At 65.1% G+C, this 17,347-nt stretch carries 17 protein-coding genes; 4 read left to right on the forward strand and 13 right to left on the reverse strand.

The features are described 5' to 3' along the window. Nucleotides 1-21: 21 nt before the first annotated feature. A complete protein-coding gene (locus tag E4K64_RS14335) occupies nucleotides 22-501 on the forward strand; it encodes an Lrp/AsnC family transcriptional regulator (protein WP_167772002.1) in 480 nt (159 codons plus the stop codon). A gap of 59 nt (nucleotides 502-560) precedes the next feature. Here the strand turns inward: E4K64_RS14335 and E4K64_RS14340 are convergent, their stop codons facing one another. Further along, nucleotides 561-773, reverse strand: coding sequence for a hypothetical protein (locus E4K64_RS14340; RefSeq protein ID WP_126256049.1), 213 nt, complete (start codon nucleotides 771-773; stop codon nucleotides 561-563). Nucleotides 774-906: 133 nt separating this feature from the next. Beyond that, nucleotides 907-1,956: a hydroxyacid dehydrogenase gene (locus E4K64_RS14345; protein ID WP_135164101.1), complete on the reverse strand. Its 1,050-nt coding sequence runs from the start codon at nucleotides 1,954-1,956 to the stop codon at nucleotides 907-909. 261 nt (nucleotides 1,957-2,217) lie between these two features. On the opposite strand from E4K64_RS14345, the gene E4K64_RS14350 reads away from it, so the two are divergent. From E4K64_RS14350 to E4K64_RS14360, 3 genes are all read left to right on the forward strand, one after another. After that, on the forward strand, nucleotides 2,218-2,784 hold the full coding sequence (locus tag E4K64_RS14350) for a thiamine pyrophosphate-binding protein (protein WP_167772003.1): 567 nt from the start codon (nucleotides 2,218-2,220) through the stop codon (nucleotides 2,782-2,784). Between the two features lie 8 nt (nucleotides 2,785-2,792). Continuing rightward, nucleotides 2,793-3,389 (forward strand): thiamine pyrophosphate-dependent enzyme, encoded by a 597-nt coding sequence (locus tag E4K64_RS14355; protein ID WP_167772004.1) that lies wholly within the window; start codon nucleotides 2,793-2,795, stop codon nucleotides 3,387-3,389. 76 nt (nucleotides 3,390-3,465) lie between these two features. Next, entirely contained in the window at nucleotides 3,466-3,843 is a 378-nt protein-coding gene (locus E4K64_RS14360) for a VanZ family protein (RefSeq protein WP_135164104.1), read from the forward strand. Between the two features lie 45 nt (nucleotides 3,844-3,888). On the opposite strand, the gene E4K64_RS14365 is transcribed toward E4K64_RS14360, so the two are convergent. The 11 genes from E4K64_RS14365 to E4K64_RS14415 form a co-directional block, all read right to left on the reverse strand. Then, nucleotides 3,889-4,272 (reverse strand): DUF1236 domain-containing protein, encoded by a 384-nt coding sequence (locus E4K64_RS14365; RefSeq protein ID WP_135164105.1) that lies wholly within the window; start codon nucleotides 4,270-4,272, stop codon nucleotides 3,889-3,891. Between the two features lie 114 nt (nucleotides 4,273-4,386). Beyond that, on the reverse strand, nucleotides 4,387-5,274 hold the full coding sequence (locus E4K64_RS14370) for a 2-hydroxy-3-oxopropionate reductase (protein WP_135164106.1): 888 nt from the start codon (nucleotides 5,272-5,274) through the stop codon (nucleotides 4,387-4,389). A gap of 239 nt (nucleotides 5,275-5,513) precedes the next feature. Beyond that, a complete protein-coding gene (hyi, locus tag E4K64_RS14375; RefSeq protein ID WP_135164107.1) occupies nucleotides 5,514-6,299 on the reverse strand; it encodes a hydroxypyruvate isomerase in 786 nt (261 codons plus the stop codon). Between the two features lie 11 nt (nucleotides 6,300-6,310). Then, nucleotides 6,311-8,101 (reverse strand): glyoxylate carboligase, encoded by a 1,791-nt coding sequence (gcl, locus tag E4K64_RS14380; RefSeq protein WP_135164108.1) that lies wholly within the window; start codon nucleotides 8,099-8,101, stop codon nucleotides 6,311-6,313. A 152-nt stretch (nucleotides 8,102-8,253) separates the two neighbouring features. Further along, on the reverse strand, nucleotides 8,254-10,056 hold the full coding sequence (locus E4K64_RS14385; protein ID WP_135164109.1) for an adenine deaminase C-terminal domain-containing protein: 1,803 nt from the start codon (nucleotides 10,054-10,056) through the stop codon (nucleotides 8,254-8,256). Nucleotides 10,057-10,139: 83 nt separating this feature from the next. After that, nucleotides 10,140-10,943 (reverse strand): NYN domain-containing protein, encoded by an 804-nt coding sequence (locus E4K64_RS14390; protein ID WP_135164110.1) that lies wholly within the window; start codon nucleotides 10,941-10,943, stop codon nucleotides 10,140-10,142. 153 nt (nucleotides 10,944-11,096) lie between these two features. Then, nucleotides 11,097-12,596 carry a tripartite tricarboxylate transporter permease gene (locus E4K64_RS14395; protein ID WP_135164111.1) on the reverse strand — a complete coding sequence of 500 codons (1,500 nt, stop codon included), beginning with the start codon at nucleotides 12,594-12,596 and terminating at the stop codon, nucleotides 11,097-11,099. Then, on the reverse strand, nucleotides 12,596-13,081 hold the full coding sequence (locus tag E4K64_RS14400; protein WP_135164112.1) for a tripartite tricarboxylate transporter TctB family protein: 486 nt from the start codon (nucleotides 13,079-13,081) through the stop codon (nucleotides 12,596-12,598). Before E4K64_RS14400 ends, E4K64_RS14395 begins: the two co-directional genes overlap by 1 nt. Next, nucleotides 13,078-14,043, reverse strand: coding sequence for a Bug family tripartite tricarboxylate transporter substrate binding protein (locus tag E4K64_RS14405; protein WP_135164113.1), 966 nt, complete (start codon nucleotides 14,041-14,043; stop codon nucleotides 13,078-13,080). Before E4K64_RS14405 ends, E4K64_RS14400 begins: the two co-directional genes overlap by 4 nt. 108 nt (nucleotides 14,044-14,151) lie before the next feature. Continuing rightward, nucleotides 14,152-14,994, reverse strand: coding sequence for an IclR family transcriptional regulator (locus E4K64_RS14410; protein ID WP_167772016.1), 843 nt, complete (start codon nucleotides 14,992-14,994; stop codon nucleotides 14,152-14,154). Between the two features lie 163 nt (nucleotides 14,995-15,157). Then, on the reverse strand, nucleotides 15,158-17,287 hold the full coding sequence (locus E4K64_RS14415; RefSeq protein WP_135164115.1) for an acetate--CoA ligase family protein: 2,130 nt from the start codon (nucleotides 17,285-17,287) through the stop codon (nucleotides 15,158-15,160). Nucleotides 17,288-17,347: the final 60 nt, after the last annotated feature.

Raw genomic sequence — 17,347 nt, forward strand, 5'->3', positions numbered from 1 at the left:
TTTCACGCTGGAAACGAAACCTTGGCCCTCGACCGGAAAGACCTCGCGATCCTCGCGGAACTCACGACCAATGCGCGCGCCAGTCATGCCGAACTCGCGAGCAAGATCGGGCTGTCGAGCACGGCGCTGGCACGGCGACAGAAGACGCTTGAAGACGAGGGCTACATCCAGGCCTATCAGGCCACGCTCGACCTCGCCCAGTTCGGCCTCACCACCACCGTGCTGGTTCGCATCGCGCTGGAGAGCCAGAGCGACGATGCGCTGAAGGCCTTCGAGGCGGAGGTGGTGAAATGCCCCTCCGTCGTGCGCTGCTTCCTGATGTCGGGCACCGACGATTACATCCTCATCGTGCTGGCCCGCGACATCCAGGATTTCGAGCGCATTCACCGGACCGAGCTGTCCCGGCTGCCGCGCGTTGCGCGCGTGCAATCGAGCTTTGCCTTGCGCGAAATCGTCAACCGCGCGGTGCCGACGGTGGTGTTCGGCGAGGCGAAGCGGTAGCCGCGTCGACCGCTGCCCAAACCACTATGTCAAACGCACCCTCGCGCAGGCGACGGGCCTCACGACGGAAAGTCGGCCGGTTTCACATGGATGCGGTCGGCATGCAGCGACCAGTGATGCAGTGCCTGATCCTTGCAGAATCTCGCTTTCGCCTGCTCCCTGGCCTCGTTCTCGTCGGCGGCGTCGATTTCCAGCGTGCCCTGGCAAATCTCGCTCTGCCGGCCGTACTCACCGAGCACGTTCTTCATGAACTTGACGACATAGGTTGACATGGGACCTCCCTGCTGCCCCGACAGCACTCTAATCCCATTTAGGCCGGGCCGGAAAACGAGATTTTGACGCGGATCAAGGTCGGGCGGCGATTCCCCGCCGCGTATCCTTCCCGGAACGGCAATGTGGCTGTCCCTACGCCGGCGTCACGCCGAAAGCCTGCTTGAAGCGCTCCGCATAGACCGGCCAGACCTCGGGATTGATGATGCGCGGCGGGCGCTTGCCGTCGAGCGTGTCCAGCACCTGCTCGGCCGCGATCCGGCCCATGTTCCGGCGCGCCTCGATCGTCACCCCCGCGGTATGGGGGCTTGCGAGCACGTTGTCGAACTGAAGCAGCGGATGCTCCGGCGGCGGGGGCTCCTTGGACCAAACGTCGAGACCTGCACCGGCGATGCGCTTGTCGCGCAGCGCCTGGAGCAGCGCATCCTCGTCGTGGATGAAGCCGCGCGCCGTGGTGATGAAGTAGGCATGCGGCTGCATCAGCGCAAACTCGCGCGTGCTGATCATGTTGCGACTGCCCTTGTCGAGCGGACAGGAAATCGAGACGAAATCGGCGCGGCGCAGCAGTTCGTCGAGCTCGACTTTCTCTCCGCCCCGTTCGGCCATCACCTCGGCCGAGAGATACGGGTCGTAGGCCAGCACCTTCATGCCGAGCAGGCCCTTGCACAGTGCGGCGATGCGGCGGCCGACATTGCCAAGGCCGATGATGCCGACGGTCTTGTGCTCGACCTCGTTGCCGATGAGCTCGTTGCGGTTGACGTCGCGCTCGCGGCGCAGGCGGCGATCCGACTGGATGATGCGCTTGGACAGCGTCAGCATCATCGCCAGCGCGTGCTCGGCAACCGAATGGGCATTGCCGCCCGACTGATTGACGACCAGCACCCCCGCATCGGTGCAGGCCCCGACGTCGACCGGATCGAAGCCCGCGCCGTTGCTGGAGACAAGCAGCAGGTTCGGGGTGCGCTTCAGGAAGGCGGCATCGACATGAAAATGCGGGGCGAGCTCGTCGCGGGCGGCGCCGACCTGGTAGACATGGGCCGCGCGCAGGATCGGCGCGTAGAGGTCTTCGGGACTCTCGTTCTCGATACGGTCGAGCCGGACGTCGGGCCGCGCCTTCAGGATGTCGATATAGATCGGATTGGCCAGGTATTTGACGTAGAAGACGCGCTTATTGTTGACCGACATCATGACGCTTCCGGCTCTCTAGAAGGGCGCAGCGAGGTCAGGGCGATGCGCGCCCGTCCCTGGCTCCCTCCAGTTTTCAAATTGTCGCCGCTTATGACACGGCGGTGCCGGCCACGGCAGGCGGTCTGGCGCAGATCACGGTGCCGGCCTGGACATGTTGACAATCCCGCCCGCTCCGTCAAGTTCGGCAGACTGCCGCGACGGCCAACGCAATGGCAATGGCGAAGACCAAGAAGCATGCGCGGCGCGAGGGAGAACGCAATGGCGATTGCGGAGCAGCGGACGTCGCCCCAGGCGGGACAGGGGTCCAGCGACAGGAGCTGGCACGGCATCGTCCTGCAAACCCTGAAACGAAACGAGATCAGCCTCGTCCCCTACGTGCCCGACCGCGTGCTGACCCCGCTGATCAAGAATCTGCACGCCGATCCGTTCTTCACCACCTTCGCCACCGCGCGCGAAGAAGAGGCGGTCGGGATCGTTTCGGGCGCCTGGATGGGCGGCCGGCGCGGCGCGGTGCTGATGCAGACCTCCGGCTTTGCGACGCTGGCCAACGTGCTGGCCTCGCTCGCGGTGCCTTACCAGATCCCCCTGATCATGTTCGTGTCCGAGCGCGGCACGCTCGGCGAGTTCAATTACGGGCAATCGCTGGTCTGCCGCACCATGCGCCCGGTGCTGGACTCATTGGCGCTCGAGCATCACACCATCACCCGGCTCGACGAGCTCGAATTCATCGTCGACCGCTCGATCAAGCAGGCCGTCACCACGCAGGCGCCGGTGGCGCTGATCCTCAACCCGCTGCTCACCGGCGGCAAGGTTTTCGACAAGTGAGCGCCGTCATGAATACGCGCAACACCAAGGTCATGAACCGCTTCGACGTGACCTCGCGGCTGATCGCAAAGCTCAAGCACGAGGAAGCCGTGATCGGCGGCATCGGCAACACCAATTTCGACCTCTGGGCCGCCGGCCACCGCCCGCAGAATTTCTACATGCTGGGCAGCATGGGGCTCGCCTTCCCGATCGCGCTGGGCGTGGCGCTGGCGCAACCGGATCGGCGCGTCTTCGCGCTCGAAGGCGACGGCTCGCTGTTGATGCAGCTCGGCGCGCTCTCGACGATTGCGAGCCTGAGGCCGAAGAACCTCGTCATGATCGTGATGGACAACGGCATCTACCAAATTACGGGCGCCCAGCCGACACCTGCGGCAAGCGTCGCCGACATCGTGGCCATCGCCACCGGCTGCGGCCTTTCCAACAGCGCCTGGGCCGCGGACGAGGAGGATTTCGAACGACTGGTCGACGCGGCCATGTCCGCAGCCGAGCCGCACCTGATCGCCGTCCGGATCGACGACAAGCCCGGGGTCGGCACCACGAGGCGTGACCCCGTGCAGATACGGGAGCGCTTCATGCACGGGCTCGGCGTGCGCGAGCCACTTTGAGGTTTTGTCATTAACTACACGGCGATCTGATGGAGGGACTGTACCGGCCCCCGGGAATGTGTGCTAAGCGGAGCACATGTCCATTTTGGTTCGTTCATTTGCCTGGCTGCTCGCGGCGGCCGTGACTCTCGCCACACTCGGTCCCCCCGGACTGCGGCCTCATTCCGACCTCGGCCAAGACGGCGAACATGCACTCGCATTCATGCTGGTGGGGCTGGCCTTCGGCTTCGCCTATCCGCGCCGGCGCCTGCTGATCGCGGCGGCCGCTGTGGTCCTGATCGGCGTGCTCGAGCTGATGCAATCTTGGGCACCCGGGCGCCACGCCCGGCTGGAGGATTTTCTGGTCGACGCGCTCACCGCCTGCATCGGCTTTGCGCTCGCGGCCGCGGTCGATTGGCTGCTCACGCGCTTTCGCGCAGGGCCTGTCGCAACAAGCGAAGGCCCCGCGGAGTGACACTCCGCAGGGCCCATCCTCTCAACGCTTAAGGATTGCCACCGGTCAGTCGAGGATCTTGACGACGCGGCGCGTACGCGGCTCGACGATCACGCGGCGGTCGTTCACGACCGCATAGCGATACTCGGTGTAGTTCGGCACGGGGCGGAGCACCACGGTCGACGGCAGCGGCTCCCCGACCACGACGCGCTCCTGGATCACCACGGAATCGCTGCGCGGGATTCCGCCCAGCACCGCATTCGGAATTTCGAGGCCGGCGCCGACAGCTGCACCGACGGTGCCGCCAACCATTGCGCCGATCGGTCCGCCGATGTCGCCACCTGCACGCGCGCCGTCCCTGGCGCCTTGTTCGGTCGTCGACTGGGCAAAGGCTGCGCTCGAGGCCAGCAACGATGCGGCAGCCAACGTAATCGCAAGACGGGTCTTCATGTTCTTTAGCCTCCAGTGATTGCTATTCGCCTTCAACCGCGGGGCCGGACCGTTGTTCCGGTTCCCCGCGGCGAAAGACACACCCAGATCCGGAGACTGTTACGGCGTAACAGTTCAGGCGGCAGCGATCTCGTGGCCCGCCATCAGTTCCAGCGCCCGCACCATCGCCGAATGATCCCAGCCCTTGCCGCCATGGGCGGTGCAGGCCGAGAACAATTGCTGCGCCACCGCCGTGCTCGGCAGCGACAGCCCAAGCGAGCGCGCACCTTCGAGCGCGAGATTGAGATCCTTCTGGTGCAGCTCGATGCGGAAGCCGGGATCGAAATTGCGCTTCACCATCCGCTCGCCGTGAACCTCGAGAATGCGTGAGGAAGCAAAGCCGCCCATCAGCGCCTGCCGCACCAGCGCCGGATCGGCGCCGGCCTTCGACGCAAACAACAGCGCCTCGCTCACCGCCTCGATCGTCAGCGCGACGATGATCTGGTTGGCGACCTTGGTCGTCTGCCCGTCGCCATTGGCGCCGACGCGGGTGACGTTCTTGCCCATCTTGTCGAAGACCGGCTTCATGGTGCCGAAGGCCCGCTCCGGGCCGCCGACCATGATGGTGAGGCTCGCTGCCTTGGCCCCGACCTCGCCGCCCGACACCGGCGCGTCGAGATAGTCCGCACCCAGCGCCTCGATCCTCTTCGCAAATTCCTTCGTCGCCAGCGGCGAGATCGAGCTCATGTCCACGACGATCTTGCCCTTGGAAATCCCGCTCGCGACCCCGTCCTTGCCGAACAGCACGGCCTCGACATGCGGGGTATCAGGCACCATGATGATGACCGCATCCGCCTCCTCCGCGATCTCTTTGCCGGATTTGCAGGGAGTGCCGCCAGCCGCGATCAGCTCCGGCGTAACGGGCGCGACGTCATGCAGCAGAACACGATGGCCCGCGGCCAGGAGATGGCCGGCCATCGGCCGTCCCATGGTGCCAAGTCCGATGAAGCCGATGTCGATCATGTCAAGCTTTCCTCAGTTGCAAATGCAAGATTCGTCCGCTGGCTCGGCGCACCTCTCCCGCTTGCGGGAGAGGTCGGCGCGTCCGGGCGATGCGAAGCATCGTCCCGCGCGCCGGGTGAGGGCTCTATCCGCTTGGGGATCTTCACCGCACCGCGAATCCCATTGCGGAAGCACCCCTCTCCCAACCCTCTCCCGCAAGCGGGAGAGGGAGTGCACCGTCGCTGTGGCCTCGATATCCTCTACGTCTCAAACGTCTGTGCGGCGTGCCACGAAAGCCCTTCCAGCGTCGTGGTGCGCGGCTTGTATTCGCAGCCGATCCAGCCGCGATAGCCGATCGCGTCGAGATGGCGGAACAGGAAGGGATAGTTGATCTCTCCGGTGCCCGGCTCGTGCCGGCCGGGATTGTCGGCGAGCTGGATATGGGCGATCTCAGGCAGATATTCCTGCATGGTGCGGGCGAGATCGCCCTCCATGATCTGCATGTGATAGATGTCGTACTGGACGAACAGATTGCTCGACCGCACCTCCGAGATCAGCTGCACCGCCTGCTCGGTGCCGTTGAGGAAGAAGCCGGGAATGTCGAGCGTGTTGATCGGCTCGACCAGCAGCTTGATGTTTTCGCGTGCCAGCGTCGAGGCGGCAAAGCGCAAATTTCCGACCAGCGTCTCGTTCAGCTCGCGCGGATCGGCCTCAGTGGGCGCAATACCGACGAGGCAGTTGAGCTGATCGCAATCGAGCGCCTTGGCATAGTCGATGGCGCGGAACACGCCGTCACGGAATTCGGCGGTGCGATTGGGCAGGATCGCGATGCCGCGCTCGCCGCCTGCCCAGTTTCCGGCCGGCAGATTATGCAGCACCTGCGTCAGGCCATGGGCCTCGAGCTGCTCGCGCAGCTGCGCCTTGTCGAAATCATAGGGAAAGAGATATTCGACCCCGGAAAATCCCGCCGCCTTCGCCGCCGCGAAGCGGTCGAGAAACGGCATCTCGTTGAACAGCATGGTGAGGTTGGCGGCGAATTTCGGCATGATGCTCTCCCCTATTCCGCCGGCTGCAGCACGCCGGGCCGTTTGGTCCCGACTTCATCGAGCGGCAGGTCCAGCACCTCCTCGAACTCGACGATGTTGTCGATCTCCGTACCCATGGCGATGTTGGTCACGCGCTCGAGGATGAACTCGACCACCACGGGCACCCGGTGCTTCGCCATCAATTCGCGCGCGGTCGCGAACGCAGCCTGCGCGTCCTTCGGATCGGTGACGCGGATCGCCTTGCAGCCGAGGCCTTCGGCGACCGCGACATGGTCGACGCCGTAGACGCCGATCTCGGGCGCGTTGATGTTCTCGAAGGAGAGCTGGACGTGATAGTCCATCTCGAAGCCGCGCTGGGCCTGGCGGATCAGGCCGAGATAGGAATTGTTCACGACGACGTGGATGTAGGGCAGATTGAACTGCGCGCCGACCGCGAGCTCCTCGATCAGGAACTGGAAGTCGTAATCGCCGGACAGCGCGACGATGTCGCGATCCGGACAGGCCGCGCGCACGCCGAGCGCAGCGGGCAAGGTCCAGCCGAGCGGCCCGGCCTGTCCCGCATTGATCCAGTTGCGTGGACGATAGACGCTCAGGAATTGCGCGCCGGCGATCTGCGACAAACCGATCACGGTGACGTAGCAGATGTCGCGACCAAAGGCCTTGGTCATCTCCTCATAGACGCGCTGCGGCTTGATCGGGACGTTGTCAAAATGACTCTTGCGCAGCATCGTCTTCTTGCGATCGCGGCAGGAGGCGGGCCACGCCTGGCGCTCGCGGAGCCTGCCTGCCCGCCGCCACTCCTTGGCGACGGTGACGAACAGCTGGAGCGCGGCCTTCGCGTCCGAGACGATGCCGAGATCGGGATTGAACACCCGCCCGATCTGCGTCGGCTCGATATCGACATGCACGAAGGTGCGGCCCTTGGTGTAGGTCTCGACCGAGCCGGTGTGGCGATTGGCCCAGCGATTGCCGATGCCGAGCACGAAGTCGGATTCCAGCATGGTGGCGTTGCCGTAGCGGTGGCTGGTCTGAAGCCCGACCATGCCGGCCATCAGCACGTGATCGTCGGGGATCGCACCCCACCCCATCAGGGTCGGGACCACGGGCACGTTGGCGATCTCGGCGAATTCCACCAGCAGGTCCGAAGCATCGGCATTGATGATGCCGCCGCCTGCGACGATCAGCGGCCGCTCGGCGGCGTTGAGCATCTCCAGCGCCTTCTCGACCTGCTTGCGCGTGGCGGTAGGCTTGTAGACCGGCAGCGGCTCATAGGTCTCGTCGTCGAACTCGATCTCGGCGAGCTGCACGTCGAGCGGCATGTCGATCAGGACCGGCCCCGGCCTCCCTGAGCGCATCACATGAAAGGCCTGGCTGAACACGCGCGGCACCAGCGCCGGCTCGCGCACCGTCACCGCCCATTTCGTTACGGGCTTTGCGATCGACTCGATGTCGACGGCCTGGAAATCCTCCTTGTAGAGCCGCGCCCGCGGCGCCTGTCCGGTGATGCAGAGGATCGGGATGGAATCGGCGATCGCGGAATAAAGCCCGGTGATCATGTCGGTGCCCGCCGGCCCCGAGGTTCCGATGCAGACGCCGATATTGCCGGACTTGGCGCGGGTATAGCCCTCCGCCATGTGCGAAGCGCCCTCGACGTGCCGTGCCAGGATATGGTGGATCGAGCCGCGCTTCTTCAGCGCCGAGTACAGGGGATTGATCGCGGCCCCGGGAACCCCGAAGGCGGTCGAGATGCCCTCTCTCTCCAGAATACGGACGGCTGCATCGACGGCTCGCATCTTCGCCATATCGGACCTCGCTTGGTTTAAGTCAGCGAGCGAGATCATCGGTTGCGCAGGAGCCGATCTCAACGAGATCGATTTTATTTTCCACGATGCGGCAGCCGCAGAGAAATTGCGGCAACGTCAATCGGTTAGATGCAGGAACGCGTGAAAGCGGCTCACTCGAACAGCGGCGCCAGCTCCATCTGCGGCACCAGCACGAGACCCTTGTCGGTGATGCGAATTTCCGGAATGACCGATAAGGGAATCAAATTGAAGCCCATGTAGGGAATGGTGCAGCCGGCCTCCGCCCATTCCTTCTTCAACACCCTGACCTCGTCGGCCACCTCGGTGACTCGCTTGTCGGACAGCAGGCCCGCGATCGGCAGCGGGACCAGCGCCCTCACCTCGCCGTCGGCAACGACGCAAACGCCGCCCTGCCGCGCCTTGATCGCGGCGATGGCGACCTGCATGTCGGGCTCGTTGGTACCGGCGACGATGATGTTGTGGCTATCGTGCCCGACGCTGGAGGCGACCGCGCCGCGCTTGAGGCCGAAATCCTTCAAGAGGCCGTAGGCGACATTGCCGGCCGATTTGCCATGGCGCTCGACGACGGTGACGAAGCACAGGCCGTAGCGCGCGAACAGCGACGGCCAGTCCTTTGCGGGCTCGATCTTCACCTTCTCGTGGATCAGTGTGATGCCGGGCAGCGCGGTCTTGATCGCGTTGACGGTGCAGGCCTTCGCCGGCAGCTCCGGCGTCAGCTTCATCGTCTGCGGCAGCTTCACCGTCGCATGGGCCGCCTTCGGATATTGATAGCGCTGTGACAGTGCCTGATCGAGACGTGGCGTGATCCTGCCATGCTCGACCACGAGCTCGCCGCCATACCAGGTGCATTGCGGCTTGAGTTCATCACCCATCAGCACGAGATCGGCGCGGCGGCCGCCGCCGAGCCCGCCGATGTCGCCATCCATGCCGAAGCGCGTCGCGCCATGCAGCGAACCCATCGACCACGCCTGCTCCGGCGACATCCCCGCCTTCACGGCTTCACGCACCACCCAGTCGAGGCCGAACAGCAGGAGATCGTCGGCATCGCGGTCATCGGTGCACACCGCCGTGCGCTTGTGCGAGGCCCCAAGCTCGGTGATGGTGCGGATCGCCTGCGGCAGCGAATGCCAGGGCGTCGTCGGCGGCCCGCCGCGCAGGAACACCCAGACGCCGGCGTCGAGCAGATCGTCGGCGATGTCGCGATCGATCGCTTCGTGGGTGTCGGTGACGCCGGACGCAGCATAGGCCGCGACGAATTCGCGGCCGTAGACGTGGCCGGACACCGGCCGTCCCCGCTTCAACGCGGCCGCGAGGATGGCGTGGCTGCGCTCGTCGCCCATCGTCACCGGCACAAAGTCCATCTTCTCGCCGAGTGCCACGGCTTCGGGCCAGCGATCGAACAGACCCGCGATCTTGTCGGGCGTGAGATCACCGCCAGCCGTCTCGAGCTCAGCCGATGTCGCAGGGACCGTCGAAGGCACCGTCAAGAAAATCGAGAGCGGCGCCTCGCGCGCGTCCTCCAGCATCGCCTCGACGCCGGCGACATCCATGACGTTGCCGATCTCGTGGCTGTCGCAGAAGATCGTGGTGGTGCCGTTGAGCAGCGCGGCCTCTGCATAGGCGCAGGCCGTCACCATCGAGGATTCGATGTGGATGTGCGGATCGACCAGGCCCGGCGCGACGATGCCGCCGGCGGCGTCGTAGAGCGGCACACCGTTCCAAGTCTTCTTCGCTGTTCCGGCCGGCTTCACGGCGGCGATGCGGCCGCCGGTGATCCAGACCTCGCGGTTCGCGTGGATGCGCTCCGAATAGGTCGAAAGCACCCGAGCGCCAGTGATGACGAGATCGGGCGCAAGGCGCGCGGAAGCGACGTCGGCAAGGCGGCGCGTCATGCCGTGCAGCGGCGCGACGGCAAAGCGGGTGAGTTTTGTCATGGGGCTCTCGCGTGACGGAAACAGCCCAGCAATGGTTGCGCCCGCAGGCCGGCTCGGCAATTCAAATAAAACGGCACCCGTGCTTACGCTTTAGGCGCCGAACCTCCTGCCGTCCCCGCTCTCGAAGACCTGCGCGGGTTCCGCCTTCTCGGCGGTGCGGCGGCTGCGGTGGCCTTGACCCGAATTCGCATCGACCGGCCCTTCGACTCGTCGATCTCGAAGGAATTTGTCTTTCGCACGAGATCGCTCAGCTTGCGGAAGCCGAACGTCCTCGGATCGAAATCGGACGCGAGATTGGCAAGCTGCCGACCGACCTCGCCCAACGTAACCCAGCCGTCCTCGCTCTCCATCTGGGTGATCACCTTCTTGATGATCGGCGTGGCCGCTTCGGGTGGCTGAAGCGATGCCGACCTTGAAGTGGCGTCCTGCGTATTCGCCGGTCCGGCAAGGAGGTTCTCCGTGTAAACGAACCTCCGGCAGGCCTGCCTGAAACTTTCCGGCGTCTTCTGCTCGCCGAACCCGAAGACGTCGATGCCCTGCTCCCGGATGCGAGCGGCCAGGCGGGTGAAGTCGCTATCGGACGACACCAGGCAAAAGCCGTCGAACCGGCCGCTGTGAAGCAGGTCCATCGCGTCGATGACCAGCGTGATGTCGGAGGCGTTCTTCCCGGTCGTGTAGGCGAACTGCTGCTGCGGGATGATGGCGTGCTTCGACAGGATATCGGCCCAGCCCCTGGACCGTGCGTTGGAGAAGTCGCCATAGATACGGCGAACGCTGGCCTCGCCGATCTTGGCAATCTCCTCGAACAGTCCGTCCGCGATCTTGGCGGAGGCATTGTCGGCGTCGATCAGAACCGCCAGACGCGGCGAGCGAAGCTCGGAAGGCATGACAGTTCCCCACGAATGGACGCGACACGAGAAGACAAGTGCGTCAGGACGGCCAAAGCATGATCCGGAAAAGTGCGCAGCGGTTTTCCGAAAAGATCATGCTTAAACAACAACCTAGAGCGCGATGACGATTCATCCTAATCGCATCGCGCTTTAGTCCTCGTTCGCCTTGAACCGCCCCAGCCCCTTCAGCACAAACGGAGCCAATAGCGCAAGCAGTGCGATGCCGAGCAGCGTCGCCGAGATCGGGCTCTGCAGCAGCGTCATGGGATCGCCGAGACTGATCGCGAGCGCGCGGCGCAGCTGGCTTTCGGCGATCGGGCCGAGGATCAGGCCGACCACGACCGGCGCGATCGGAAAATCGAACCGGCGCATCAGAAAGCCGAGCACGCCGAAGCCGGCCAGCATCGACAATTCCACCACCGACGGCTTTGCGGCGATGGTGCCCATGGTCGCGAACACGAGGATGCCGGCATAGAGCCAGGGCTGCGGGATCGCAAGCAGCCGCACCCACAGGCCGACCAGCGGCAAATTGAGCACCAGCAGCATGCAATTGGCGATGAACAGGCTGGCGATCAGGCCCCATACCAGGTCCGGCCGTTCGGCAAACAGCAGCGGCCCCGGGTTGAGGCCATATTGCTGGAAGCCCGCCAGCATCATCGCGGCCGTTGCCGAGGTCGGCAGCCCGAGCGTGAGCAGCGGCACCAGCGTTCCGGCGGCGGAGGCGTTGTTGGCGGCTTCCGGCCCCGCGACGCCTTCGATCGCCCCCTTGCCGAACTCTTCGGGGTGCTTCGTCAAGCGTTTCTCGGTCGAATAGGACAGGAAGGTCGGGATCTCCGCGCCGCCCGCGGGCAGCGCGCCGATCGGGAAGCCGAACATGGTGCCGCGCAACCACGGCTTCCACGAGCGCTTCCAGTCTTCTTTCGTCATCCACAGCGAGCCGCGCACCGGCTCGAGCTTCTCCTCGCCGTGGTGGCGGCGCGATGCGACGTAGAGCGCCTCGCCGAGCGCGAACAGGCCGACCGCAAGCGTCGTCACCTCGACGCCGTCGAGCAGCTCAGGGACGCCGAACGCGAGCCGCGCCTGGCCCGTCAGCTTGTCGATGCCGACGAGGCCCAGCGTCAGGCCGATGAACAGGCTGGTCAGGCCGCGGATCGGGGAATCGCCGAAGGTTGCCGACACCGTGACGAAGGCGACGCACATCAGCGCGAAATAGTCCTCGGGGCCGAAGCGTACGGCGAAATCGACCAGCCAGGGCGCGAGGAAGGCAAGGCCGATGGTGGCGATGGTTCCGGCCACAAAAGAGCCAATCGCGGAGGTCGCAAGCGCCGGCCCGCCGCGGCCGGCCTTGGCCATCTTGTTGCCTTCGAGCGCGGTCGCCATCGAGGCGCTCTCGCCGGGGGTGTTGATCAGGATCGCGGTGGTCGAGCCGCCATACATGCCGCCGTAATAGATGCCGGCGAACATGATCAGCGAGCCGCCGGGGTCGAGCTTGTAGGTGACAGGCAGCAGCAGCGCGACCGTCAGCGCCGGGCCGATGCCGGGCAGCACGCCGACGGCGGTACCAAGGAACACGCCGATCAGCGCATAGAGCAGGTTCATCGGCTGGACGGCAACCGCCATGCCGTGGGCCAGCGCCGCAAAAGTGTCCATCACAGCAGTCGCTCCAGCGGTCCGGTCGGAAGGCTCAGCGTCAACAGCCGGTCGAACGCGAGATAGATGAGGGTCGACATCACCAGCGCGATGATGCTGTCGACGAGGATGGCGCGGCGCCCGAAAGCCGCTGACGTCGTCACGAACAGCGCCGAGGTTGCCAGGATGAAGCCGCCACCAAAGCCGATGATCGCGATCAGCAGGGCCAGGCCGACCAGGATCAGAACCACCGGAACGGGGTCGGCGCTCTCGCGCGCGGGCAGATTCCCGCGCAGCGCGTCGATCAAATTGCCGATCGCGAGCAGCCCAAGGCCGCAGGCGATCACGACCGGCATCGCCTCCGGCCCCATGCCGTACATCGCGGTGGATGACAGGCCGCGCGCGTCAAAGACCAGTACGGCGGCGAGACCTGCGAGCAGCGCAGCGATGACGACGCCGGCGCGATCGACGCGCCGCGGCCACTGGGCGGGATCACCCGAGGTCATGACTTGACCAGGCCGACCGACTTCAGCACGTCGGTGACACGCACGGTTTCCTTCTTCAGGAAGTCGGCGAAGGCATCGCCCCCGAGATAGGCATCCTCCCAGCCCTTCTGCTTGAGGATCTCCTTCCAGGCATCCGACTTGACCATCTTCTCGACCGCATCGGTCAGGGTCTTGCGCTGCTCCGGCGTGATGCCGGGAGGCGCGACGACCGAACGCCAATTGGCGATCACGAGGTCGATGCCCTGCTCCTTGAAGGTCGGGATATCGCTGCCGGCGATGCGCTTCTCCGAGGTCACGCCGATCGCGCGCAGCTTGCCGGACTTGATCTGCCCTTCATATTCGCTGAGACCCGAAATACCCGCGGTGACCTTGCCGCCGAGGATCGCGGCGAGCGACTCGCCGCCGCCGGAGAACGGGATATAGTTGATCTTCTTCGCATCCGCGCCGACGGCACCGGCAAACAACGCCGCCATCACATGGTCGACGCCGCCGGCCGAGCCGCCGGCAAAGGTCACCTTGGCGATGTCGGCCTTCACCGCGGCGGCGAGATCCTGCGCCGTCTTGATCGGCGAGTTCGCGGGCACCACCATCACCTGAATTTCTTCGGTGAGGCGCGCGATCGGCGTCACCTGTTCCAGCGTCACCGGCGACTTGTTCATGGCGAGGGCACCCACCATGACGAAGCCGTTGACCATCATCTGGTTGCCGTCGCCCTTGGCGCCATTGACGAACTGGGCGATGCCGACGCTGCCGCCGGCCCCGGGAACGTTGGTGACCTGCACGCTGCGCGCCACACCGGAGGCCACCAGTGCCTGCTGCATCGAGCGCGCGGTCTGGTCCCATCCGCCGCCCGGGGCCGCCGGCGCCATCAGCTTGAGCTCGAGCTGCTGGGCAAGGGATGGCGCTGCCGCAAGGGTCAGCGCGATGGCTGCGCCGGCAAGGCGCGCGGAAAATTGGAACATGAGGACGCTCTCCAGGCTCATGCGGACGTTTGCCGCATTGTGTCGTTTGGTCGCATATCAGCCAAAACGGCCGATGCTGTCCAGCGACAGCGCCCAGATTCCTCCGTTTTAGCGGGGCGTCGGCATCACCCCACCCAGCGCGACGGTCAGCTCACCGGCGACGTCGCGCACGATTTGGCCCACGTCCGGCAATCTGTCGTCGGTCAGGCGGCTGGTCATGCCGGAGACGGAAATCGCCGCGAGCGGCTCGGCGCAGTCGTTGTATACCACGGCAGCAATGCAGCGCAGGCCCATGCAGGCCTCTTCATCGTCCAGCGCAAAACCCTGCTGGCGGATCTTTTCGAGTTCCTTAAACAGATCGCTCGGCCGCACGATCGACTTCCCGGTCAGACGCGGCATGCCGTGATGGCGGATGACGGCGCCGACGTCCTCGTCCGAATAGGTCGCGAGCACCGCCTTGCCGACGCCTGACGTCACCATAGGGACACGGCCGCCGACCTGGGTCAGCGAACGCATGATCTCGCGGCTCTCCATCCGGGTCAGAACGATGATGAATTCGTCGTCGACGACGGCGAGATTGGCGGTCTCGCGGGTGAGATCGCGCAGCTTGCGCAAGTATGGAATGGCCTGGGCGGAGAAATTACGCCGCCGCGCAAAGCTCGCGCCGACCGTGAAGGCGCGCGAGCCGACGTGCCATTTGGATTCGGCGCGGTCGAACTGCACGAAGCGACGGCTCTCCAGCGTCGCGAGCAGGCGATGCACGGTCGAGGTCGACAATCCCGTTCGGATCGCCAGATCGCTGAGGCGGTAGCCCTCGTCGTCCTCGGCCAGCGTTTCCAGGATGGAGAGCGCACGGTCGACGGACTGCACGCCGCCGTCGCGGGTCTCATGATCGGCCTCCGCAGCCGATTTGGGCTCGATCGATTTGCGCCGGATCACGTTCTTGTTCATCGCGACCTGCCGCTTGTGCATCCGTCATTCCGGGATGGTCCGCCGGGACTGCGCGCAGCGCGGGCCTGGCGTACCAGTCCCGGAATCTCGAGATCCCCAGGTGCGCAATTGCGCACCATAGTTCGATGCTCCGCATCGCCCCGGGATGACAGGAGAGTTAGGCTCAGAGCAGCCCTGCCCCGCGCGCCCACCTGTACTTGGCACCCAACACCTCGACCGGCAGCTCGGTCGAATAGGCGTAGGCCGGGATGCCGTTCTGGTAGAGATATTCGGCGGCTTCCTCGACCTCGACGTCGCCGGCGAGCGAGGCGACCATCGGCTTCACGAAGCCCTTGGCCTCCATCTCCTTCTTCACCTCGACCATGTTGCGGGCGAACACCATCGGCGGGGTGACGATGGTGTGCCAGTAGCCGAGGATCAGCGCGTGGATGCGCTCGTCCGACAGGCCGAGCTTTACGGTGTTGACGTAGGTGATCGGCGGCTCGCCGCCGGTGATATCCACAGGATTTCCGGCCGCGCCGAACGGCGGAATGAACTTGCGGAAGGCCGCATCGAGATCCGGCGGCATCGACATCAACGACAGGCCGTTGTCGACGCAGGAATCCGACAGCAGCACGCCCGAGCCGCCGGCACCGGTAATGATCAGGACGTTCTCGCCCTTCGGCGTCGGCAGCACCGGCACGCCACGGGCGAATTCGAGCAGCTGGCGCAGCGAGCGGGCCCGGATCACGCCGGACTGCTTGAACACGTCCTCGTAGATGCGGTCGTTGCCGGCGAGCGCGCCGGTGTGCGAGGACGCAGCCTTGGCACCGGCCGAGGTACGGCCGGCCTTGAGCACGACGACCGGCTTCTTCTTGGAGACGCGTTTTGCCGCCTCCGCAAAGGCGCGGCCGTCCTTGAGGTCTTCGCAGTGCTGCGCGATCAGGTTCGTGTTCGGATCCTGCTCGAAGAAGGCGAGCAGATCGTCCTCGTCGATATCGGATTTGTTGCCGAGGCCGACGATGGCCGAAACGCCCATTTTCGCCGAACGCGAGAAGCCGATGATGGCCATGCCGATGCCGCCCGACTGCGACGACAGCGCGGCATGTCCCTTGACGTCGTAGGCCGTGCAGAAGGTCGCGCAGAGATTGGCCGGCGTATAATAGAAGCCATAGATGTTCGGCCCCATCAGGCGGATGTCATACTTCTTGCCGACCTCGACGATCTCGGCCTGCAGCTCCGGCGCGCCGGCTTCGGCAAAGCCCGACGGAATCAGAACCGCGCCGGGGATTTTCTTCTCGCCGCATTCGGTCAGCGCCGCCGCGACGAACTTGGCGGGGATCGCGAACACCGCGACGTCGATCACGCCGGGCACGTCCTTGACGCTCTTATAGGCCTTGTAGCCGAGGATCTCGGCGGCCTTGGGATGGATCGGATAGATGTCGCCCTTGTAGCCGCCGTTGATGAGGTTCTTCATCACGGAATTGCCGATCTTGCCGTCCTCGGCGGAGGCGCCGACCACGGCGACCGCCTTGGGCTGCATGATTCGGTTCATGGCAGCTACGATCTCTTCGGTCGGGCGGGGCTTCGGCTTCGGCACATAGGCGAAGTCGACGACGATGCGGACGTCGGCGGCGGTCGCGCCCTTCGGCGTCGCGAACACCGGATTGAGGTCGAGCTCGACGATTTCAGGGAAATCGGTGACGAGCTGCGAGACCTTGACGATGACGTCGGCGAGCGCCGAGCGGTTCACCGGCTCGCTGCCGCGCACGCCCTTCAGGATCTCATGCGCCTGGATGCCGTCGAGCATCGACAGCGCGTCCTCCTTGGTCGCCGGCGCGAGGCGGAAGGTGATGTCCTTGAGCACCTCGACCAGCACGCCGCCGAGGCCGAAGGCGACGAGCTTGCCGAACGAGCCGTCGGTGATCGAGCCGACGATCACCTCGGTGCCGCCGGCCAGCATCTGCTGCACCTGGACGCCCTCGATCTTGGCATCGGACTTGTATTTCTTGGCGTTGGAAAGAATGGTCTCGTAGGCCTTCTCAGCCTCTTCAGTGGTCTTGAGACCGACGATGACGCCGCCGGCTTCGGTCTTGTGGAGAATGTCCGGCGAGACGATCTTCATCACGACCGGGAAGCCCATGGACGAAGCCATCTTGCCGGCCTCGCCCGCCGACTTGGCCACGCCCTCCTTCGGCACCGGAATGCCGTAGGCGTCGCAGACCAGCTTGCCTTCCGGGGCCGTCAGGCTGGTGCGGTTGTCCGCCTTGACCTGGTCAAGCACCTTGCGGACGGCATCTTTGGAATTGGACATGTGGCTTCTCCCTTGACCTCAGTTCGTTCTTTTCAAAGCGCGCGCGTGTTTGCGGCTGCC

It is taken from the genome of Bradyrhizobium frederickii (genome assembly GCF_004570865.1).
Taxonomy (GTDB): Bacteria; Pseudomonadota; Alphaproteobacteria; order Rhizobiales; family Xanthobacteraceae; genus Bradyrhizobium; species Bradyrhizobium frederickii.